Origin of the sequence: Marisediminitalea aggregata (genome assembly GCF_900129565.1) — a bacterium.
Classification (GTDB): Bacteria; Pseudomonadota; Gammaproteobacteria; order Enterobacterales; family Alteromonadaceae; genus Alteromonas; species Alteromonas aggregata.
Map to the genome: position 1 here is coordinate 264,531 of NZ_FQWD01000001.1, position 21,522 is coordinate 286,052.

Below are 21,522 nucleotides of genomic sequence, written 5' to 3' on the forward strand. Positions count from 1 at the left end.
TTAGTTACCCTTAATGGCGCTCATCATGTCCCACATAGGTGTAAATATACCTAATGCCAGCACCAGAACCATACCCGCTACAATACCAATCAAAATGGGCTCAATTTTCGCTGTCAGACTATTTAAATCATAGTCGACTTCCCGTTCATAAAATCCGGCGACTTCAGCCAGCAGTTCATCGACCCGCCCTGTTTCTTCGCCAACGTTGACCATTTGTAACACCATAGGCGTAAACAATCCGCTTGCCTGAGCAACACGCGACAGGTTTTCCCCTTTTTCAATACTTTGCCGCATAGTAATAATGCGCAACTCCATATGGCGGTTCCCCACCGCTTCAGCCACCAGGTTCAGAGCGGTAGTGAGGGGTAAACCGGCTTGCAGCATCATTGAAAAACTGCGACAAAACCGCGCCAACAATGAGCGCTCCAGTACCTTTCCAATGATAGGCATACGCAATTTTCGCCTATCCCAGTTCAACAACCCGTCTGGTGTACTCAAATAGTGGCGCACGGCCGCAATGATGAATACCACGCCGCCGACCAGGAACAGCCATTGATTGACGAAGAAGTCTGACATACCCAGCAGAAACCGCGTCATAATGGGCAATTCAGCGCCAAACTTACTGAACATATCGGCAAACTTCGGAATAACGAATACATTCATGATCACCAACGCAGCGACCAGTGCAAACACCACAAAAATCGGGTAGCGGGTAGCGGCTTTGATTTGTCGCCGGGTCTCCTGCTCGCGTTCCAGGTAACCGGCAAGCTGCAAGAATGACTCATCTAATCTACCGGTGTTTTCACCCACGTGGATTACCGATACATAGAGTTTAGAAAATATTTTCTCGTGCTGGTGCATTGCCGACGACAGTGTTCGCCCCCGCTCAAGCAAGCTAATAATATCGGTGAGTGCCAGTTTCAGACGGAGTGAATTCGTCGACTCCGCCAGACTGCTTACTGCACGCAAAATAGGAATGCCGGCGTGTGTGAGTGAATACATTTGCCGGGAAAAAATCACCAGTTCATCCAGCGTCACTTTTGGAGTCAGGAAGTTCACCGTCTCAACAGCAGCTTCGCCGTCGCCACCGGCAGCAGGATGAATAGAAATGGGCGTAACACTGCGCGCTAACAACATTTTAGCCGCCGCATTCGCATCAATGGCGTCAATCATGCCGCTACGCATTTCACCATTGCTTTCACGCCCTTTGTATTCAAACCTAGGCATCCGGAATATCCTCCAGACTCAGGCCGCCGTCAGGTTTACCCTGATTAGGCGCATTCTGCTGCAGGGTTGGCGCTGCCTCAGATTGCTCGTCATCCTGCTCAGTTTTGGGAATTTCTGCGACCATTTCCACCAGCTTGAGCACTTCCTCAACCGTGGTATGGCCCATTTTTGCATAGGTTAAGGCCACATGAGATAACGGTTTATACCCGGGGCTATTAGTCGCATGCGTGCTAAAAGCGGCGGTATCTGCTGACTTCAGTGCGTCCATCATGGGGTCAGTAAGTTCAAGTAGTTCAAACACACCTATCCGGCCTCTGTAGCCTGACTGATTACACTTCTGACAGCCTGCGCCGCGCTTAAATACCACGTTCTCGACATTGGGGTCGATATGGCTCAGCCAGAATAATTCATCGTGGGTAGGGGTATACTGAGTTTCGCAGTTATCACAAATACGCCTCACCAAACGCTGAGCAATGATCCCTCTCAGTGAACTGGCTACCAGATAACCCGGCGCGCCCATATCCAGTAAACGTATTGCGCTGGACACGGCATCGTTGGTGTGCAGCGTTGATAACACAAGGTGACCAGTTAATGCACCACGCAAACCAATTTCCACGGTTTCCTGATCGCGCATCTCACCCACCATGATGATGTCGGGGTCCTGACGAAGGGTGGTGCGCAGCACACTTGAGAAGTTAAGTCCGATGCGGCTGTTTACCTGCACCTGATTGACCCTTGGTAAGCGATATTCCACCGGGTCTTCTACGGTAATAATCTTACGTTGCGGCTTGTTCAGTTCACTCAACGCACCGTATAGCGTGGTTGTTTTACCTGACCCCGTTGGACCAGTAACCAGAATCATGCCGTGTGGTCGCTGCAACAGGATGCGAATCCGATCCAGCAATGGCTTAGGCATGCCGGTTTCGTCGAGCGTTAACAAACCCGCAGACTGATCGAGCAAACGCATGACCACGGCCTCACCTGACTGAACCGGCATGGTAGACAAACGCACATCAATACGGTGTCCTTTAACCCTCACCTGAGTTCGACCATCCTGAGGTAAACGCTTTTCTGAAATATCCAGACCAGCCATCAGCTTGAGGCGCAATACCAGTGCCGCAGCGATATTGCGCTCCGGAATGACAGTTTCCTGCAAAATGCCGTCTACACGTTGGCGAATGCGCAGTTGCTGCTCGTCGGGCTCTATATGAATGTCCGAGGCTTTTGCCTGTACTGCGTCTTCAAAAATAGACTGCAACAGACGCGCAACGGCGGTGTCTTGTTCATCGGCAAGACCGGCTGTTAATTCGAACTCTTCTTCATCGCGGTACTCATTGGCCAGCTCCTGAGCAAACGAGGCGATTTCATCGGTCCGACGATAAAAGCTGTCGTATGCATTAAACAGTTGCGCTTCACTGACTACGGCAATTTCAAGTCGTTTTGGCAGCAGATCGCCAAGGTTATCCACAGCGGTCAGGTCAGCCGGGTCACTCATGCCTACCAGCAATGATTCCCCTTTGTCTTCCAGCACAATGGCGCGATACCGACGAGCCTGAACTTCTGGCAGCAATTTCACTGCGGCAGGGTTAACGTTAAACTGGTCTATATCGATAAGTGGCACATTCAAGTGGGTCGACAACAGTTCCAGCAATTGCTGTTCTGTTACCAGTTCCATGGCAATCAGGGTGGCCCCCAGTTTGCGGCCGGTTTGACGCTGTTCAGCCAGCGCCGCCATCAATTGGGGTTCGTCAATTAAGCCGTTTTGAACCAGCAGATCACCCAGACGTACTTTTACACTCATGGCGCAACCCCCGTCAGCGATTGCAGGCGTTGGGCAATAAAGCGCTGGATATTGGCATCCAGGCTCTGCAGAGCATACGCTTCACGATAACTTTCTATTGCCAGTTTGCGCTCTCCTTGCTTGTCGGCAACAACCGCTTGCCCGAGCCACCATTTCGCGTTACGCGCATCAAGACTAACCAACAGCGCATAATCGCTTAACGCCGCATCGAGTTTTCCCATCTGCTGGGCTATTGACGCTCTGAATCCAAGCAGCTCTATATTCGCAGGAGGATAATCATCGGCCTCTTTGAGTGTGTAGTACGCCAGTTCCTGTTCATTTTTTTGCGCCATTAAGCGCGCGTACATTAATCGGACACTACTGTCGGCAGGTGTTTGCGACAGGGTATCCTGCAGTAATCGCTGAGCATCTTCACTACGCCCTTCACTGAAATACAGCGCCGCAAGGCGTTTCTTTGCGTTGATATTGTCGGGCTGTTGTAAAATTAACGTGCGCAACAGACGGATGGCCTCATTGCTGTTATTGCGTTCAATGGCATCCGCGATTTGTGCTTTCAATGCCATTTTATTTGGGTCGGTGCTGCTGCGGATCACAGGCACAGCGGGCTTTGCCGGCTGAATTTTGGTACTCTCGGGCGGCGCTGTGATCTCACCCTGTTGAGCAGATGCCTGCACTGCGTCTGTTTGCGTCGGAGACGCTGCCTGACGTGGATCTGGTAATTCAGCAGGTGCATTATTAGCTGCTTGCATGCTTTGCGCCGGGGTAGGCACTGGGTTTAGCCTTGAAGGTTCGACGGGTGAGGAGCTGTCTTGCGCTGCGGGGACAGCCTGAGGCTGCGCAACTGCCGCGCTATTGTTGTTGGCCGCCTGATTGTTGACCGCCTGATTAATGGGCTGCACCACAGGAGATTGAACAACAGGCTGACTGGACTCAACCGGCCAGAACAACGCGGCTCCGATGGCAATTGCGCCAACCAGAATAATAATTAACAAACGAACAGGCACGGGCTTTTTCGCAGGCGGCTGATAATTGGCCTGCGTGACTTCGCTGGATTCGCGTTGCTCCAGATCATTGAGCATTTTATTCACGACACTCAAGCGGATTTCTCCATGATGACTAACCCTGCTACCACACAAATAAACACAATACTTACTGCCGCCGTAGCCCACTTCATGGCGGCGGTTTGCCACCATTGATGACTGACTGTTTTAGCCGCTTCGGTGTCGGCACTGGCCACGGCAATATGCTCAGGCTCGACCACGGATTTACCTTCGCCGAAGGCGAGCATAAGTGCCTTATGCGACAATACGTTCACAACCCTTGGCGTGCCCCCACTGGCCTGAAACAACAGCTCACAACAGCGACGACTGAATAAATCACCGCCGCGATACCCAGCCACAGACACACGGTGTCTGACATACTGAAACACCTGGTCGGCATCCATTAACGACAGGCTGTAGCTAAACGTGATGCGCTGTCGCAATTGACGAAGCTCTGGCAACGCCAGCTTTTCGTCCAGTTCCGGCTGACCAAACAACACAACCTGAAGCAGCTTTCTGGATTCCGTTTCCAGATTTGTCATTAGTCGCAGTGCTTCAATACTTTCTGTTGGTAATGCCTGCGCTTCGTCGATAATGAGTACTGCACTTTGCTGAGACTGATGAATAGCAATTAGCCGTTCCTGTATACGCTGAGTAAACTCCTGCTGGTCACATTCAGCCGACAGTTCTACTCCCAATTCATTGGCCACTGCCCTGCGAAGTTCTGTAGGCGAAAGCAGCGGATTGGGGATGTACGCCGTAACAAAGTGCTCCGGCAATTCGTTCAGCAACTTCCGGCAAATCAGCGTTTTTCCGGTACCGACTTCGCCCGTGACCTTGATAAAACCTTCACCGGTCTTCAGCGCCGTTACCAACACCTGCATGGCTTCGTTGTGCGTCGGCAAACCAAAAAAATAACTGGTGTTTGGCGTTAGCGTAAACGGAAGCTCTCGAATGCCGAAGTGATACAGGTACATAGTTACTCTACATACAACCAGTCAGCCATTTTCTCACGGCTCATTTCAATTTGTTCTGCCCAGGTGCCACTACCAACAACAGTAGGTTTCAACAGGATAATCAGCTCTTTCTTCGTTTCGCGCTGGCTCTTGTTGGTAAACAATTCACCCAATAACGGAATATCACCCAGCAACGGTGTTTTGGATTCGCTGTCGCTGATGCTGGTTTGCATCAATCCGCCGATCACCACAATCTCACCCGAGGCCGCTTTGATAATGGTGTCAGATTCGCGAATGGTGCTCTGTGCCAAAGGCAACACGATTTGCTCCTGATTCAGGCTAACCACCTTTTCCTGCTCCTGAGTTTCAATAACCGAGGGATGCACATGCAACAGTACTGAACCGTTTTCGTCGATTTGCGGGGTCACATCCAATGCGATGCCCGAAAAGAAAGGGGTAAGTTCAATGTCGGGCACTACCGACGTAGTGGTGGACGTAATGGTGTTCTGACTGGAAACGTCCGTTACGAAGTACTCGTCGTCACCGACTTTGATCACCGCTTTCTGGTTGTTGATCGCCGTAACCCGAGGACTGGAAAGCACCTGCACATTCCCCTGAGTAGACAGCAGGGAGATAACCCCGGAAAAATCCTGATTCAAAAATGACAGGCTGGTCACTGCGCCAAGCGAAGCAGAAATTTCATTGCCAATGGTTGCTGCAGTATTGGCAAAAGTGATGTCCGTGCTGCCCACATTCGCCACTACTTCAGACCAGTTAATGCCCTGCTGGTAACCATCATCCAGCGCGACTTCCAGTATCCGTGCTTCCAGTATAACCTGACGCTGCAAGCTCGCTTCAGACACTTTCAGGAACCGTTTAATGTCGCGAATTTCGTCTGGCATGGCGCGTACCGTAACCAAACCCGCTTGTGGCGTGACAAATACCGCACGGCCGTTTTCATTACCGACCATGAGCTCCAGAGACGTTTTCAGGTCTTCCCAGAAATTCGTTTCGGTGCGCGTCGAAATAGAGGTGCCGTTGGCATTGTTGCCAAACTGATTGCCTAAGTTATTGCTGTTCGCAGAGTTGCCGCTGAAGTTATTAAAGTTACTGTTTGAACTACCGTTACTGTTATTACCGTCGGCTTGCGAAACACCACCAGAGATAATACTGGTTTGAGTAGAGCCATCACGGGTCATGAGTAAGTAATTCACCGCAAATGTTTCGGTGCGCATACCCGCTGGCAAGATACGGTACACATTGCTTTTGCGACTGATATCATAGCCATAAAGGTCACCGAGTAATTCCATGACCTGTTCCATGCTGACCTGTTTCAAGCTAAGCGAGATTTCACCGCTGACTTCAGGGTGAATGGCAACGCTGTATGGCGTATCTGCCATCAGACCTGCGAAAAATGCTCTGACCGCAACACCATCAGCTTCAATATCATATTTTTCTGGGCCGAACAAAGAAGCGGGCTGCCCACTTACCGGTACTTCACTGAGTAAGTCAGATACGTTTTTCGGTACCGACTCCAGCGAGCCTTCTGCCGTTGCTGGTGAGTTCTGACTGGCCTGTTCATGCGCAATCTGCCTGGCCAGCTGCTCTTTCAGCGACTGCTCTACAACCGACGGCGGAGCAGAAGACTGACACCCCACCAGTAAAGTGACGATTGCAACGTAGATAAACCGTTTGCCCACGTGTCCCATGTTAATAATTCTCTGCTGCATTGGATTTTACGTTACCGCTTTTGGCAACCCACAGGGTTTTCTCAACCCATTCACCGTCCAGCTCCTGAACGATGTCGACACTGTAAGGGTGAATGGCCTTTACAGTGGCTCCCTGAATACTTTGCCCTTCCGTTACCACCTTGCCGTTAATTACCGCACGGCGTTGCTGGCCAACCCGCATAATGGCATTGACCTCAAGCGTTAACGCTGAGCTACTGGTGGCTTTTTGTGTTTGCGTAGTGAACTGAGACGGACGCGTTGGATCCTCCAGCGTTTGTGCAAACACGGGTAAACTCAGGCCGGCAAGTAACACAATTATCTTATTCAACACCTATAAACGCCTTCTCTGTACTGAGCGTATACACTTCCAGTGTCACTTGTGCATTCGGGTACTCCGACACTTCATACGCCATTGAACGCCAGTAGATTTGATTCGTTAACCGTTCAAGATTAGCCAGAAAATCACGCACGGCAAAAAAGCGCCCTTCAAACGTTAATTTCACGCCATGTTGATACAAGGGCACTTCGGCCATGGCCTCGTTATCGGCAAAAATGTTAACCGGCTTAATTGACGCCATCTCAATTAATGTCAGGCCTTCCGCCTGGGAAAACACCTGCTCAATGAGTACTGGCATTTGTCGGGGTAAAATCAAATCGGATAGTTGTGCAGAAAACTGATTCTGCAGCACAGTCATACGCTCGTTAACGCTGGCAATTTGTTCGCGCAGCTTTGTATTCGGGTCTTCAGCAAGGGCCTGCTCGTAAATCACCGATTGCTGCTGCAAAGACAGGATTTCAGATTCCAACGGCAATAGCGCATCCGATGTTTTTGTGTTCTTGGTTAATGCGGGGTCTATCAATAAAAACACCATAACCGAGATAATCACGATTAGGCCGGTAGCGAATATCAGTACTTTTTCGCGCTGGCTCAATGCTGCAAAACGCGCATCATAACTGGCGTAACTCATTTCTGACCTCCTTGCGCCTGCACATCAGTCTCAGGAGACCGGGACATACTGAGCTCAAAACGAAGCTGCTCTTCATCGCGGAACAAACGCGCAGAGTCAAAGGTGCGCCCGGAAAACGAGGAGGTTTGCCCAAGGCGCTGTAACCATTGCGGCATAGCTTCCGGTTTACTCAATTGCCCCTCAAGTAACATCATGTGTTCGCTGACCTGAATAGTCTCTAACCAGATATCACGACTATTCTTAGCAGCCAGGTTGTCCAGTAAATCAGCAAACCCCTGTTGCTTTATTTGTTCACGTAAACTCAGCTCATTCACCAGTAACTGCCGGTTGCTCAATTCGTGACGGCGTTGCGCTAACTGCCTTTCCAGACCTGCATCCGGTTTGCGTTGCTCCAGTGCCTGCTGCAATGCACTTACGGTACTCAACAATTGTTGTTGCTGACGTTGCTTGGCCATCAAGTTGTCCTGTAGCGAAGCACCGTACCAGGAGACACCGGCCCACACCATGGCAAGTAATACAGCAGTGACACTCCAGATTACCGCGACACTGCTTAGCGACCACACATCCAGGCGTGGTGTAAATTCTTCGGTGTAGAGGTTTATGCGCTGTTTCACGCGGCGGCCTCCGTTTTCTCAGCCACCAGCGCTTTGTCTGCTCCCAGGGCCGCGCCGAGGCTGATATAATTTAAACGGTGAACCGGTGACTGGGTATCCGACACTATATTAGCCGGAACCAGCCCTTCAACGTCTGCATTTACCACCTGATTAATCTGCAACGACAGGGCGTCAATGTGCTGGGTATCCAATCTCAGTTGAATGCGGCGAACGGGGCCTTGACGGAGCTGGCTCTCGTAAAAGTCCATCGAACGCTGAACCTGTACACTCAGCGACTCACCAATGCCCATCTGCAGTTCGTCCTTTGAAAAGCTCCCTAAATTTTCGAAGCCTTTTAGACGGCGACTCAGATAAAGCTGCCCGTTTTTCACGATGTTCAGACATATCTCTTCGCCGGCTTCCTGTACGAGCGTCAGTACCGCATCAGACGAAGTTTCAACAAGGTCACAGGTAGCCAGCTCTTCTACCGTAATTTGCTGCATAGCCAACCCGGACTCAAAAATCTTTTCACAGGTTTCTGCCACATCTTTCTTAGGCAGGGCAATCACATTTACTTTTGCCGCTCCAGCCAGAGGCACCGGTAAGTCGATGTAATCAATCACCATGTCCTGCTCGCTGCCGGTCAGTTCTTTGACCGACCATGACATCGCCGCAATGATTTCGTCTTCTTCGACAGCGGGGCGGTCAATTTGCAGAATTTGATACCAGTGGATAGAAAAGGCCACGTAGGTGGGTGTGCCGGCCAGATTGTGTTTTTCGGTCCAGCGAATCAGGGATTTTCCCCATTGACCAAAGCTAACGGTTTCTTCATGCGCCACATGCAAAGCATCACCTTGTTTTCGCAAGGCGCAAAATGTCACAGTGTCCAGGGAAATCGCTATGCCTACAGCGTGATAGGCCGATTTTTTTCTGAATGCTTGCTTTAGGTATGTACGCCAACCGATGCGCATGGAATTCAGTGATGTCCGTTAAAAGATGTGACGATTACAACAGAGTTTGCAACAAAGTACCAGCCCATGCTATTACCTTTTAGTTTAGTTATATCAGTCTCTTGTTTGCATTTTTATTAGGGAAGTTCAAAAATGTAAATAGTGATATACCCCTAATCATAGGCCATTACTGATTGAATGCCATAAACACGCGGAATGAAGATCTGCGCATCACACCAGGCGTGCCCCACAATACCAACGATGAATCGTTGCTATGTGCACGCGTACAGGCAAATGAATACAACCATCGCTTTAACACGACGTCACCTTCGGCATTTGCTGAACGATCAGCCATCCTGTCAGCACTATTAGCTAAATCAAAAGGGGTGCAGGTTGCGTCTACAATCTACGCGGAATATGGCTGCCATACTCACATCGGCAAAGGGACTTTTCTGAATCATAATGTGTCGATTATTGATGCTTGTCCGGTTCATATTGGCAACCAGGTGCTGATTGGCCCCAATACCGTCATTTCGTCTGTAGTCGGGCGGTTTACTGCTGGTCCCGACACGGACCACGAAGTTGCAAATCCGGTAACGCTGGGGCACCGGGTTTGGGTAGGCGCCAATGTGCGCATCGCGGCTGGCGTGTCGATAGGAGACAACTGCGTCATTGGCGCGGGTAGCCTGGTAACCGAATCATTACCTGCTAATACATTAGCTTACGGGATTCCAGCAGCTCGCATTCGAAAAATTCAGCAAAATCCTCAATGAATTAAGCAGGTTTGCCGATAACCAACTATGGTTGAAACAGTCCTATAAAGACAGACGCATAAAGCGACTCGGTGACATGACGTATTTCAATATGAAGCAACTCCGACTATTTTTCCTGACTTTCGCCGCCTGCTTACTGGCTGCCTGTGGAGGTCTTAGCAAAGACGCTGCAGATGAAACCTTTGCGGTAAATGCAGGCCGGGATCGCAGTATGGCTGAGCAGGCCACAATCTCTTTGTCTGCACAGGTATCCTATCCTTCAGGCGAGGTCACATACCGCTGGACGGCCCCGTCATCTATTACGATTGCCCAAGAGGCCACGACCAGCTCTGCTGCTACGCTTACCGCGCCAGCAGTTACCAGTGAAACGCAATTTACTATATCGGTTACTGCCACCGACGCGAGCAGCCAGACCGCCACCGATAGCTTTGTACTAACGGTGACGCCGCAAAACAGCGAGCCTACCGCATCAATTACTGTAGCAGACTGGCCAGATGTTGACCCCGGCACTTACCCTGCCGGTGTTACTATAACGCTGGACGGAAGAAACAGCTTTGATGCTGACAATACCAGCAGTGACGCGATTGCGAAGTGGTTGTGGGAACAAACCGCTGGCAGCGATGTTATTTCCGGTCTTGAGGCGGATCAATCTACGCTGGTCATTTCAACGCCCATCGCCGACAGCCGCCAGACTCTGACTTTTTCACTCACGGTAACCGATCAGGAAGGAGCAACCAATACGACCTCCTATTCCATTACTATTCTGTCGGCATTTGAAACGCAGCCCCAAGTCTCTGTTGGCCTTAATCAGGCAGTCTTTGGCGGTGAAACTATTCTGCTAGACGGCACCGCAAGCAGTTCACTGCAGGCTGCTTACCCCTTGAGTGCGAGATGGACATACAGCGGTGACAGTGAGCCTGTCATTGTTCAGCCTACCCAGGCCGACACCTATGCCGTAGCTCCTCTGGTAACCGACACCACCGAATTAGAGTTTTACCTGACAGTCGAAGACAGCTACGGCAATGTGGTCACCGAAACCAAACGCGTCACCGTTCGCCCCTTCCCGGTTCGCGTGCTCAATGACACAGGTATGTCTCAGCAAGCCAATGACACCGCGAATGGCAACACACAGCAAAACGCCTGGCCGGGTCAGGACTCCCATAAAGGCGCAGACGCGCTGGCCAATGCGGGTATTCTCGACAAAGCCGGTCGCGGCCAGGCCGGCTTTGATTTTACAAAACTCAACGCCAACGGCGATGAGCAAGACGATGACGTGACGCAGTTTAGCTGTGTTCGTGACAATGTAACCGGACTGGTGTGGGAAATAAAAACCACTGACGGGGGGCTGCGCGATCAGGACCATCTGTACAGCTGGTACAGTACCGACAACAATGGTGGGTCGGAAGGCAGTTTGAATGGCACGTCAACGCAGTGCTCCCTCACCAACTGTAATACCGAAGCCTATATCGATGCCATTAACACTGCAGGACTGTGCGGATTTTATGACTGGCGACTGCCCACCCATGGTGACCTGCTGTCACTGGTGCATTTTGGTAAAGGCAGCTCACCGCGCATTGATACCCAGTACTTCCCTTACACCGGCGACGGTACCGCGGGCACACTGTGGTACTGGACGAGCTTACCGAGTGCAGATGGTGTCAGCAATGACGCGGCACAAAACGCTTGGGCGATTGATTTTATTTCCGGTGTAGACAACTTCCTGAACAAATCTTCGGCAGCCAGTATTCGACTGGTTAGGGCAGGGCGATAATTATGAAATCACTGTTCACATTAATGAGTCTGCTTATACTGAGCGTGGTTCAGGCCGCACAGGCGCAAACCTGTTTGGCTAACGCCGACGACACCACACCAGATGATGACTTCTCAACCATCACAACCAGTACGGTTCTGCACACGCCCACCGGATTAATCTGGCAACGCTGCGCCGTGGGTCAGACTTTCGATGGTAGCACCTGTACCGGTGAAGCCGAGCAAATGACCTGGCAGGAGGCGCTTATGTATGCCTATACCTATGATGCCGATCTGCGCGAAGGCTGGCGTGTGCCCAATTTAAAAGAATTGGCCAGCCTGGCTGAGCGTGACTGTGTTCGTCCGGCGATCAACGGCACGTTTTTCCCGGCTACGCCGCCAGACAGCTTCTGGACTTCCACGCCCTCCATTATGGACCCTCTGCGAGCCTGGACTGTTGCGTTTTTCAATGCCAGTCACTCTATAAAAGAAAAGGATCGTACTGTTTACTTGCGCTTGGTGCGCACAAAGTTACCTACCGAGTAAACTCTGGGGGCAATTACAGCCCCCTACTCTTGTAGCACGTATTGTCCGGGCGCATCCGGCAAGCCCTCAACACTGTTAACGTGCCTTGCTGTCACGTCTTCAGTTGAATTGTCAGCCAGCCATTGCTGCCACACCGGCCACCATGAACCTTCGTGCATGGGAACGTCCTTCAGCCAGGCCTGCGGTGGCAGGTAAGGCCCGTCTTCTTTTTTTGTTGCCACCTGATAAACCCGATGCGGGTGCCCCGGCTCACTGATAATGCCCGCATTGTGGCCGCCGTTTGTCAGTAAAAACGTGATGTCTTTGTCTATGAGCAAGTTGACTTTGTAAACCGACTGCCAGGGCGCGACGTGATCTTTTGCGGTACCCACCACAAACAACGGGACCTGAATGTCGGCCAACGCGATAGGCTTGTCATCTACCATAATCTGACCACCGGCCAACGCGTTGTTCAAATAACACTGTCGCAGATACTCAGAATGCATGCGTGCGGGCATACGGGTCGCATCCTGATTCCAGCTAAGCAGGTCGTTGGCGTGTTGGCGCTCCCCTAATAAATACTCTTTCACCCACTTTGCCCACAACAGGTAATTCGCTCGCAGTATCACAAAGGTGCCAGCCATACTTTCTTTGGGTAAATAACCGTGTTTGGCCATGACCGCTTCAAGCATGGCTAGCTGGCTCTCATCAATAAACAACCGAAGATCACCGGCATCGCTGAAGTCAGTTTGCGCGGCCAGCAAGGTCAACGAGCAAAACGGGCTGCGTTTCTCTCGCTCCAGCCAGGCAGCAGCCATACTCAGCAAGGTGCCTCCTAGGCAATACCCGACCCCGTGAATGCGTTGCCCGGGTATTCTGGACTGGACCGCAGCGATAGCCTCGCCCAGCCCCTGCTTCAGGTAGTCCACCAGCCCGACATCATGATCGTCTTGTTGCGGATTTTTCCAGGAAATCATAAATACCGTATGGCCTTTGTAGACCAGGTATTTCACTAGCGAGTTGTGTTCAGACAAATCGAGAATGTAGTACTTCATGATCCAGGCAGGCGTAATTAACACCGGCTCGGCTTTCACTGTATCGGTCGAGGGTGCATACTGAATCAGTTCCAGCAATGCGTTTTTAAACACCACTTTTCCCGGTGTAACCGCCAGGTTTTTACCCACCTGATAGGGGCTATGCGCGGCTTTACTGCTACCCAGATACTGCTGCGCAACGTCCTGCAACCAGTTGTCCAGCCCCTTCACCAGATTGTTTCCCGAGGTCGCCAGCGTAGCGTGTATTACCGCTGGATTAGTCATAGGAAAATTAGCTGGCGACAACGCTTCTAACCATTGGCGCACAGCAAAGTTCACCATGTCAGTATGGTGCTTTTCCACTCCCTGAACGTCGCGCGTAGCCAACTGCCACCATTGTCGCGTTGCAAGGTAGGACTGACGGTAAAATGCATAGGGCCAGGGGATCCATTCTGCGCCGGCCAGGCGATTATCTTCAGCAGCCTCTTCACACTCTGCGTTCTGACCGCAGGCATGAGTAAGAGACAGATCCAGCAAAGCCTGCTGCTTACCCAATGACAACAACAAATGAATGAACCAGTCAGTAAATGCCAGGCCGTAAGCGACCGGATCAATGCCGGCGGTAAATTGGCTTAATAGCTGATTAATCGCGTAGTCAGGTTTAAGAGGCTCGCTAACATCGTCCGGGGCAGATTGCCGGTCAGCGTAGGTGTATTCAATTACGTTACTTTCACGGTTGATCATGGTGATTCCTTACCAAAGGCCAATAAGGTCAATTTATCACCAGAAAAAAAGAAAAAGCTTGATCTTGATGGGTATCAATAACGATTTCCTAAAAGTGTTTATGCTGCACGGGTGCTTTGCTGTTTCTGATTCTTTTTCCACGGGGAGCTTTCATGGACATGATCCGTAATAAACCGTTTAACGACATTCAGATTGGTGATTCAGCGTCTCTCACCCGTACCTTATCCCGCAAGGATATTCAGCTGTTCGCCATTATGTCGGGCGACGTTAATCCCGCGCATGTGGACGAAGAGTACGCTAACAGTTCACAGTTTCACCACATTATTGCCCACGGCATGTGGGGAGGTGCACTGATATCCACCGTTCTGGGGACACAGCTTCCGGGCCCGGGAACCATTTACCTGAAACAGGACTTCACGTTTTTAAAGCCGGTTTCACTGGGTGATAACCTTATCGTTACGGTCACTGTTACCGAGAAACAGGCACACCACCGGGTCGTGCTCGACTGTACTTGCGTCAATCAATTAAACGAAACCGTAATTTCAGGGCAGGCGCTGGTAAAAGCCCCGGCTGAAGCTATTGCCCGCCCTCGTGCGTCTCTTCCGGCGCTGGAACTAAAAGAAGAATCCAGCGCACGCTATCAGCAGTTTATGACCATGGCAAAGGGCATGCGCCCGCTCAAAACCTGTGTGGTACACCCAGTCGATGCCAACTCACTCGCCGGCGCTCTGGAAGCGGCCAGCGATAGCCTGATAGTACCTATTCTGGTTGGCCCAAAAGCACGTATTGAGCAGGTCGCTGTCGACAATCAACTGGATATTTCAGGCATCAGACTGGTAGACACGCCGCACAGTCACGCAGCAGCAGAAACCGCGGTAAAAATGGTGTCATCGGGTGAAGCCGAGGCGCTGATGAAAGGCCATTTACACACCGATGAGTTAATGCACGAAGTGCTCAATAAAGATTACGGCCTTCGCACCGGCCGGGTGATGAGCCACATTTTCGCATTAGATGCGCCAAGCTACCATAAATCGCTGTTTTTGACGGACGCCGCGATAAACATTCGCCCTAATTTGGCGGCTAAGAAAGACATTATTCAAAATGCCATTGACCTGGTGAGCGCCCTTACCAACAACACGCCGAAAGTTGCTATTTTGTCGGCGGTGGAAACCGTTGAAGAGAAAATCCCCTCTACGTTGGATGCGACCGCACTGTGCAAAATGGCTGAACGCGGACAAATCACCGGCGGCCTGCTGGATGGCCCGCTGGCCATGGACAACGCAATTTCCAGCGAAGCCGCGAAGTCAAAAGGCATTTTGTCTCAGGTAGCGGGGGACGCCGACATACTGGTTGCACCGGATCTTGAGTCTGGCAACATGCTGTTCAAACAAATGCGCTACTTGTCGGGTATTGAAGGGGCCGGTATTGTGCTTGGGGCCCGTGCGCCAATTATACTCACCAGTCGGGCTGGCGGTCCGGCGACCCGTAAAGCGTCGTGTGCCATGGCGCTGGTATTCCAACGCAAACGCGAAGGGGCAACACGATGAGCTCCCAACACGCGGCCAGGTATCTGGTGATAAACAGTGGGTCTTCGACACTAAAATACGCGGTATTTAATGCCGGTGACCTGAGTGTAGCAGAGCGTGGCAATACCGATATTACACCCGACACCTTCGCCCAATCACTGGAAGCCATTTTGCACCATGCCGGCCAGGTTGCTGCCGTGGGGCACCGGGTTGTGCACGGTGGTGAGCGATTTACTGCGCCCGTTGTCGTTAACGATGACAACCTTGCTGAGATGCACAGTCTGGCAGATCTGGCCCCATTGCATCAGCCGCATAATCTACACGCGATTGACGTGTTGCGTGACGCCCACCCCGAGCTGCCGCAAATAGCTTGCTTCGACACCGCATTTCATAACACCCAGCCGGTTTTACATACTTTGTATGCCCTGCCCGCTTCACTGCGGGACAAAGGTTTGCGACGTTACGGCTTTCACGGTTTATCTTACGAATACATCAGTCAACAATTGGATGCCTGCGCATCCGATCAGGGCGGAAAATGTATTGCCTTGCATCTTGGCAGTGGCGCCAGTGCCTGCGCAATGCTGAAGGGAAAAAGCGTCAGTTCCAGCATGGGGTTTACCGCGCTGGACGGCCTGATGATGGCAACCCGTTGCGGCACCCTGGACCCGGGGCTGGTATTGCACTGCCAAACCCATCTGGGCATCGATGCCACCACGCTCACATCCATGTTATATAAAGAGGCCGGATTGAAAGGGGTATCGGGCCTCAGTGCTGATATGCGAGCACTGTTGGAACACGCTGTTCAGCCTGCCGTTGAACAGGCCATCGCCTTGTATTGTCTGTATATCGTCAGGGCCATTGGGGCACTGGCGGCAGATTTACAGGGCCTCGACACACTGGTATTTACAGCAGGTGTAGGTGAGCATGCTGCGGTTATTCGTGAGCGCGTATGCGCACAGTTAGGCTGGTTGGGAGTGAACATTGATTCCAATGCTAACCTGCAACACGCCGCAGAAATTCAGGCGGCGGATAGCAAGGTTGTCGTCAGGGTATTGCCCACCAACGAAGAGTGGGTAATTGCACAGCATATGCGAACGCTTTTAAAAGCCTAGGTCGAATTTATGCGCTTCACGTTCTCAGCAAGCCAAACCGTTTGAGAAAGTCAGTAATGCGCAAAGTGGCAAAATCAGTAAACTCACCAGCATCATAAAACCGGCCATGGCAACCCGGGCAGCTTTCAAAGCGAATGTGCGTCTGGAGGCTGTCCACCATGTTCAGCATGCGGGTGTTTGGACAGACAGGGCACAAGATATTTTTTATCTCGTTGTATTTTACACCCACGGTTTTATCGCCGGTGTCGATGGATTTGGCTATGGATTTAAGGTCTTGGTGTTCCAGCACATCAAACCATAGCCCTCCGCAGTCCTGACAACGCTCAATCACCCCGAGCGGGGTTTGAACATGCACAAACGTACCACTACATTTTGGACACTGCATCTCACTTCCTTATTGTTGTGATGATGCCTAATTGTCGATGCGTCTTATCAAACTGGCAAGCTCTTCGATTTTACCCACAGTCGTTCTCACCAGATTGTCGATTTCATTCGACGACACCTGAGAGTTACCGGCCAGCGTTCTGACTTCATCGGCCACCACGGCAAAGCCACGGCCCAGATCACCCGCCCGGGCGGCTTCAATGGCTGCGTTAAGTGCAAGCAAGTTTGTTTGCTCCGATATAGAATTGATCGTGCCAACTATAGTGCTGATTGTCTGGCTGGTCGTTAGCAATTCCTGCATCGCATCCTGAGTTTCATTGACGGCCTGTTTGCGTGAGGTTACGTCGATGGCAAAGAACACATAGCGCGTAACTTCACCGGCAAAGTTTTTCAACGCGCAAAGCCGCGAGTCGAAAGCCAGATAGTGTCCCTCTTGTTTTAACTCAAGTACTTTGGATACAAAGCCAGAACTCTCTAATTCAGCTTTTTCCTCTGCAGTTAGCTGCTGATTAAGTTGATGGGCGAAATCTTCGACCTGAATGACACCGCTAAGGGTATCTTTCAGCAGCTTATTGGCTTCAATAACCCGGCCATTTGGCTCTATCTCCAGCAGCACCAATGCGCTGCCAATGGCATGGAGCTTGTTGGTAAAATCAAGTGCCATTTGCTTAACGCGGGTAATGTCGGCCTGTACCGCAATAAAATTGACCAGTTTGCTGTTTTCAAATACCGGATTAATAGACAGGGACGTCCAGTAGGGGGTGCCATCTTTGCGGTAATTCAAAATCTCATCGTAAAACGCTTCACGGTTTTTGATACGCTGTCGAATGACATCTACGGTTCTTGGGTCGGTCTCTGTGCCCTGCAAGAATGACCCCGGCTTTTTGCCTTTCACTTCATCCAGCTTCCAGCCTGTCAGCTTTTCGAATCCGGTATTAACGTATTCTATCAAGCCCTCTGCATTAGAAATAATAACCGCGTTGTCAGTTTCATTGGCCACCAGCGACAGCATGCGTTGCAGCTCACGCTGTTCGACTTCTTCAGTCACATCTTTAATAAAAGCAGTATACAGAGTCCGGTCATTCAGTTTCACTTTCGACAATGACAGCCGGCCCCACAAGGTTTGTCCGTCGCGGCGTTCTATTTTGACTTCGCGGCTGGTGCCAACAATTTTATCGACACCGGTTTCGCGGTTCGCGTTAACATAAGCGTCGTGCTGGGGTTGAATCGCCTGGGGCACCAACATTTTGACATTCTGTCCGATGACCTCTTGCCGCTGGTAACCCCACAACTTTTCGGCGGACGCATTGAACAAGGTGACGTTATTGTGCTCGTCGATACACACTACGGCATCCAGTGCTTGCTCCAGGGTTTGTTCTACTATTTCTCTTGATTCACGTTCCTGGGTCACGTCGCGCACGAACGCGGTATAGTGCTTTTTGCCGTTGAGTACGACCTGCGAGAGGGCTAGTTGTACCCAGATACGTTTGCCGTCCTTTCTCTCAAGCTCTACTTCCCGGGAGCTGTTCACAATTTTATTTTCGCCAGTTTTGCGATGAGAATTGACATAACTGTCATGATTCGCTTTGTGTTCTGAGGGCACCAGCATCTGGATGTTACGCCCCAGCACCTCCTTTGGCGTGTACCCCCAAAGCGCTTGTGCGGCATCGTTATAGAAAGTGATATTGTTGTTTTCGTCGATAGTAACAACGGCAAGAATTGACTGTTTAAGTGCTTGCTCTGCCGCATCGTTTTTCTTAAAAAAATTCATGACAGTCTCCGATACAAGTCCATTTTTTATAGACAACATTCAGAGGCTTTTCCAATCCCCCGACAAATTAATCTGTAAACTCGCTCAGGCTGGTTAAAAACGAAAAGGCGGTAAATACGGATCAGAGTGGCACCTGCAATTACACAAGTGCCCGAATTGGAAAAAGCGGTGACAAGCGGAAGAAGGAGACTGGTGTCAGTCACTAATCATAGTAATTATCCGTTACTCGAAGGCGCTGGCATCAGCGATTTTTCGAATTGCTTTGTGTAACGCTGCAGTTTGTTGTGGTCGATGAACTTCGAAACCTTCTCAATGTAATGCGTTCCCTCTTCTGAATATTGCCCCAGTGAGGTGGCCAGCGCTTTGCCTGTTATCGGGCTGCCTGATTCACGTAATTTCGCTCTTAAACCCCGAAACTCGTCATAGGCATAATGGGTGTTCAGGTTTCGAATGTAGGCCCGCACCGCGTGATTAACGGTGTCAAATTTAGCGACCTCGTGGACACGACCATCCTGACGCTCACCGGGCACAATCCCGCAGCCCTTCACAAAGCACCAATGACCAAATAAATTGTTGCCCTGACGCGAAAAGCGCGAAGATCCCCAACCTGACTCAATCGCGGCCTGGGTTAACGCCAGCGATGGCGGAATGTAGTCTATTCGCAATAACAGCGAATCCAATAATGCATCGTCAACGGTGACTGGCGAATCTTCTTCATCGACCACTTTGTAATACTGCGCCAGGTCGGCAATCCAATGCTGATCCGTGTCAGACAACGACTCCGCTTCTTTTAGCGAAATCAGCGCTTCCCTGACTTGCAACACATGCGCATTTTCTTCCTGGATAATGGGGTACAGGGTATCGAAAAAGGCTTCCTTCTTCTCTTTAACGTCAGTGTAAGTGGTAAAATCCGGCAGGGCATCCACCGACTCTTCAGCGGTAGCTTCAATGTCAGGCAATCCACCGTACTCATTGGAAAGCCAGAAGTGAACACCCAGAATAAGAAGTGTTACCAGCACTGCAGCCATTATTGCAGAGGAACTCAGTTTGCCTTTCATTGCATATCCTGTAGTAAACGATGACGTTGTGGTTGTGTAAATTAGCGTCATCAAAAACGATTTCGTGTCTTTCGATATAGCCCAGAAATCACCGGTTAACAATCAATTCGTGTTAATACACTGATTTTACGAGCGATATATCGTGTTGTTTATTCTGTTTCGAGCGTACATGTGGATCACTGTTGCAATGCTGCGCGCATTAACGCTTCGATAGCCTGTTCAGGGTTACCCTGCTGCTTTTCTACGAACAGGCGGATTTGTTTCGCGAAGGATTCAGACGTGTTCCCTTGAACAACAGCCAAAAATACGTCAATCCCTCCTGTTCCCAGCTGCTCGGCCTGTTGACTAAACGCTCGCCAAACCGATGCACTGTCGCCCGAATCATGTTTTTGCAAAGCCTTATCTACTGCATGATGAATGACTAACCCACAGGTGTAGTACAAGTCAAAACGCCCCTGTGTTGATGCTTGGCTTAGCGTCATCTTATCCAGCCCCTCAATACACCTGGTTTTCGCTCGTTCAACTTTGCTTTTAACGTATAAGTCAGTATCCGGGTAGAGCACTAACAGCGCTTTGGCTGCTAACCAATCGGCATGCCCTTCATGCAACCAGGCTTCATTGTCATTGCCGACCAACTCCACATCGCCGCTAAATTGATACAAATGAGCGACTTCATGAGCGAAGAACCAGAGGGTGTCATTCAAAAACTTACTGTCTTTTGTTTTTCGATGCAGATTATTCACGTTCCAATGCATGAATATTTGGTTTGGCAGCGTTCCGCCCTGCGATGAGTGCCCATTAACGTTGGCATAGGAGGCAAACAGAACCGGCTTTTTCCCATTGATTTTCCCTAGTTGCTGTTCGAAGTACAGCATCAATTCAGGTATATCTGTATCCAAAGCATGCTTCATATTTTCCGGTAATCCGGGGTCAACCATCGCCACTACATTTTGCGTTTCCAGTGGTGTCTGTGAGCCAACATATACGTTCATGCCATTGTCACTATCCGTCCATGAAGCCTGCTCCCCTGCTATCTGACTATCGATGAGGATATGTTCGTTGTCTGGCACTTGAAGAGAAAATTGCCATTGATTGTTATTGTCGTCACAGGTGTTTGCGCAAGCAAACAGTCTGCCTGTGTATATCAGCGTCCCACCATCTGAAAACGGGGAAAACGGCGCATAGTCCTTTGCCAGATGCGTGTAGGTTGGGGTTAGCCTGACACTGACTTCGCTAAATACCGCACCATCCTTTCTGAGCAGATACTCCTGCCCTTCCTTATAAATAAGGTGAAAACCATCTGAAACCGGCTCCCAACGCTCAGTTCGGGTTTTATCGGGGTTGCGCACAAAGGCCAGTTTAGTAACGGGTTCGGAAGCCTGATAGGAGAGTATCCATTGCTGATTGCTCTGCTTTACAACGGCAATGTCAACTGAAGAGGCTTTCACACTCCCTACAGGCAAAATCAGGAACAACATAAAGCTACAGAAAAGCCTTTTCATACCAGGAACCTTTAAAAACAGGGGAGTCAGTAAGCACAAAAAAGCCCTTAAAATAAGGGCTTAATCAATATATTTTGCA

19 protein-coding genes are annotated in these 21,522 nt (G+C 50.5%); 5 read left to right on the forward strand and 14 right to left on the reverse strand.

Going from position 1 to position 21,522, the window contains the following annotated elements; genetic code table 11:
- From BUB81_RS01140 to BUB81_RS01180, 9 genes are read right to left on the reverse strand one after another with little or no spacing between them, the layout of a single operon-like run.
- Positions 1 to 1,227: a type II secretion system F family protein gene (locus tag BUB81_RS01140; protein WP_073316981.1), complete on the reverse strand. Its 1,227-nt coding sequence runs from the start codon at positions 1,225 to 1,227 to the stop codon at positions 1 to 3.
- The gene (locus BUB81_RS01145; protein WP_073316982.1) at positions 1,220 to 3,028 is read right to left on the reverse strand and encodes a GspE/PulE family protein; all 1,809 of its coding nucleotides are present in this window, start codon (positions 3,026 to 3,028) and stop codon (positions 1,220 to 1,222) included. Before BUB81_RS01145 ends, BUB81_RS01140 begins: the two co-directional genes overlap by 8 nt.
- Entirely contained in the window at positions 3,025 to 4,116 is a 1,092-nt protein-coding gene (locus BUB81_RS01150; protein ID WP_245819110.1) for a tetratricopeptide repeat protein, read from the reverse strand. Before BUB81_RS01150 ends, BUB81_RS01145 begins: the two co-directional genes overlap by 4 nt.
- A 5-nt stretch (positions 4,117 to 4,121) precedes the next feature.
- Complete coding sequence (locus BUB81_RS01155; protein WP_073316984.1) at positions 4,122 to 5,045, reverse strand: ExeA family protein; 924 nt, start codon at positions 5,043 to 5,045, stop codon at positions 4,122 to 4,124.
- 2 nt (positions 5,046 to 5,047) lie between these two features.
- Entirely contained in the window at positions 5,048 to 6,754 is a 1,707-nt protein-coding gene (gene mshL, locus BUB81_RS01160) for a pilus (MSHA type) biogenesis protein MshL (protein ID WP_245819093.1), read from the reverse strand.
- Positions 6,735 to 7,085, reverse strand: a complete 351-nt coding sequence (locus BUB81_RS01165; RefSeq protein ID WP_073316986.1) for a hypothetical protein — start codon at positions 7,083 to 7,085, stop codon at positions 6,735 to 6,737. The genes mshL and BUB81_RS01165 overlap by 20 nt, the downstream gene beginning before the upstream one ends.
- Positions 7,075 to 7,722, reverse strand: a complete 648-nt coding sequence (locus tag BUB81_RS01170; RefSeq protein ID WP_073316987.1) for a hypothetical protein — start codon at positions 7,720 to 7,722, stop codon at positions 7,075 to 7,077. Before BUB81_RS01170 ends, BUB81_RS01165 begins: the two co-directional genes overlap by 11 nt.
- Positions 7,719 to 8,336, reverse strand: coding sequence for a hypothetical protein (locus BUB81_RS01175; protein WP_073316988.1), 618 nt, complete (start codon positions 8,334 to 8,336; stop codon positions 7,719 to 7,721). The genes BUB81_RS01170 and BUB81_RS01175 overlap by 4 nt, the downstream gene beginning before the upstream one ends.
- Complete coding sequence (locus BUB81_RS01180) at positions 8,333 to 9,154, reverse strand: type IV pilus biogenesis protein PilM (protein WP_139241468.1); 822 nt, start codon at positions 9,152 to 9,154, stop codon at positions 8,333 to 8,335. Before BUB81_RS01180 ends, BUB81_RS01175 begins: the two co-directional genes overlap by 4 nt.
- Positions 9,155 to 9,459: 305 nt before the next feature.
- Here BUB81_RS01180 and BUB81_RS01185 point away from each other — a divergent pair, with 305 nt between their 5' ends.
- From BUB81_RS01185 to BUB81_RS01195, 3 genes are read left to right on the forward strand one after another with little or no spacing between them, the layout of a single operon-like run.
- Complete coding sequence (locus tag BUB81_RS01185) at positions 9,460 to 10,038, forward strand: DapH/DapD/GlmU-related protein (RefSeq protein WP_073316994.1); 579 nt, start codon at positions 9,460 to 9,462, stop codon at positions 10,036 to 10,038.
- Positions 10,039 to 10,069: 31 nt separating this feature from the next.
- The gene (locus tag BUB81_RS01190) at positions 10,070 to 11,809 is read left to right on the forward strand and encodes an Lcl C-terminal domain-containing protein (protein WP_139241469.1); all 1,740 of its coding nucleotides are present in this window, start codon (positions 10,070 to 10,072) and stop codon (positions 11,807 to 11,809) included.
- A gap of 2 nt (positions 11,810 to 11,811) precedes the next feature.
- On the forward strand, positions 11,812 to 12,333 hold the full coding sequence (locus BUB81_RS01195) for an Lcl C-terminal domain-containing protein (protein ID WP_073316997.1): 522 nt from the start codon (positions 11,812 to 11,814) through the stop codon (positions 12,331 to 12,333).
- Positions 12,334 to 12,356: 23 nt separating this feature from the next.
- On the opposite strand, the gene BUB81_RS01200 is transcribed toward BUB81_RS01195, so the two are convergent.
- Positions 12,357 to 14,090: a PHA/PHB synthase family protein gene (locus tag BUB81_RS01200; RefSeq protein WP_084526100.1), complete on the reverse strand. Its 1,734-nt coding sequence runs from the start codon at positions 14,088 to 14,090 to the stop codon at positions 12,357 to 12,359.
- A 152-nt stretch (positions 14,091 to 14,242) separates the two neighbouring features.
- On the opposite strand from BUB81_RS01200, the gene BUB81_RS01205 reads away from it, so the two are divergent.
- On the forward strand, positions 14,243 to 15,637 hold the full coding sequence (locus BUB81_RS01205; RefSeq protein WP_073317000.1) for a bifunctional enoyl-CoA hydratase/phosphate acetyltransferase: 1,395 nt from the start codon (positions 14,243 to 14,245) through the stop codon (positions 15,635 to 15,637).
- A complete protein-coding gene (locus tag BUB81_RS01210) occupies positions 15,634 to 16,728 on the forward strand; it encodes an acetate/propionate family kinase (protein ID WP_073317003.1) in 1,095 nt (364 codons plus the stop codon). The genes BUB81_RS01205 and BUB81_RS01210 overlap by 4 nt, the downstream gene beginning before the upstream one ends.
- Positions 16,729 to 16,744: 16 nt before the next feature.
- On the opposite strand, the gene BUB81_RS01215 is transcribed toward BUB81_RS01210, so the two are convergent.
- The 4 genes from BUB81_RS01215 to BUB81_RS01230 form a co-directional block, all read right to left on the reverse strand.
- Complete coding sequence (locus BUB81_RS01215; protein ID WP_073317006.1) at positions 16,745 to 17,113, reverse strand: TFIIB-type zinc ribbon-containing protein; 369 nt, start codon at positions 17,111 to 17,113, stop codon at positions 16,745 to 16,747.
- Positions 17,114 to 17,140: 27 nt separating this feature from the next.
- Positions 17,141 to 18,883, reverse strand: coding sequence for a PAS domain S-box protein (locus BUB81_RS01220; protein WP_073317009.1), 1,743 nt, complete (start codon positions 18,881 to 18,883; stop codon positions 17,141 to 17,143).
- Positions 18,884 to 19,098: 215 nt separating this feature from the next.
- A complete protein-coding gene (locus BUB81_RS01225; RefSeq protein ID WP_073317012.1) occupies positions 19,099 to 19,941 on the reverse strand; it encodes a glucosaminidase domain-containing protein in 843 nt (280 codons plus the stop codon).
- A 176-nt stretch (positions 19,942 to 20,117) separates the two neighbouring features.
- Positions 20,118 to 21,443 (reverse strand): M1 family metallopeptidase, encoded by a 1,326-nt coding sequence (locus BUB81_RS01230; RefSeq protein ID WP_139241471.1) that lies wholly within the window; start codon positions 21,441 to 21,443, stop codon positions 20,118 to 20,120.
- Between the last annotated feature and the right edge of the window lie 79 nt (positions 21,444 to 21,522).

Bases quoted from the DNA above. Each gene is read 5' to 3' on its own strand.
- BUB81_RS01205 (WP_073317000.1), top strand. From the start codon at position 14,243: ATGGACATGATCCGTAATAAACCGTTTAACGACATTCAGATTGGTGAT.
- BUB81_RS01215 (WP_073317006.1), bottom strand. From the start codon at position 17,113: ATGCAGTGTCCAAAATGTAGTGGTACGTTTGTGCATGTTCAAACCCCG.
- BUB81_RS01220 (WP_073317009.1), bottom strand. From the start codon at position 18,883: ATGAATTTTTTTAAGAAAAACGATGCGGCAGAGCAAGCACTTAAACAG.
- BUB81_RS01230 (WP_139241471.1), bottom strand. From the start codon at position 21,443: ATGAAAAGGCTTTTCTGTAGCTTTATGTTGTTCCTGATTTTGCCTGTA.
- mshL (WP_245819093.1), bottom strand. From the start codon at position 6,754: ATGCAGCAGAGAATTATTAACATGGGACACGTGGGCAAACGGTTTATC.
- BUB81_RS01210 (WP_073317003.1), top strand. From the start codon at position 15,634: ATGAGCTCCCAACACGCGGCCAGGTATCTGGTGATAAACAGTGGGTCT.
- BUB81_RS01140 (WP_073316981.1), bottom strand. From the start codon at position 1,227: ATGCCTAGGTTTGAATACAAAGGGCGTGAAAGCAATGGTGAAATGCGT.
- BUB81_RS01200 (WP_084526100.1), bottom strand. From the start codon at position 14,090: ATGATCAACCGTGAAAGTAACGTAATTGAATACACCTACGCTGACCGG.
- BUB81_RS01195 (WP_073316997.1), top strand. From the start codon at position 11,812: ATGAAATCACTGTTCACATTAATGAGTCTGCTTATACTGAGCGTGGTT.
- BUB81_RS01225 (WP_073317012.1), bottom strand. From the start codon at position 19,941: ATGAAAGGCAAACTGAGTTCCTCTGCAATAATGGCTGCAGTGCTGGTA.
- BUB81_RS01145 (WP_073316982.1), bottom strand. From the start codon at position 3,028: ATGAGTGTAAAAGTACGTCTGGGTGATCTGCTGGTTCAAAACGGCTTA.
- BUB81_RS01155 (WP_073316984.1), bottom strand. From the start codon at position 5,045: ATGTACCTGTATCACTTCGGCATTCGAGAGCTTCCGTTTACGCTAACG.
- BUB81_RS01170 (WP_073316987.1), bottom strand. From the start codon at position 7,722: ATGAGTTACGCCAGTTATGATGCGCGTTTTGCAGCATTGAGCCAGCGC.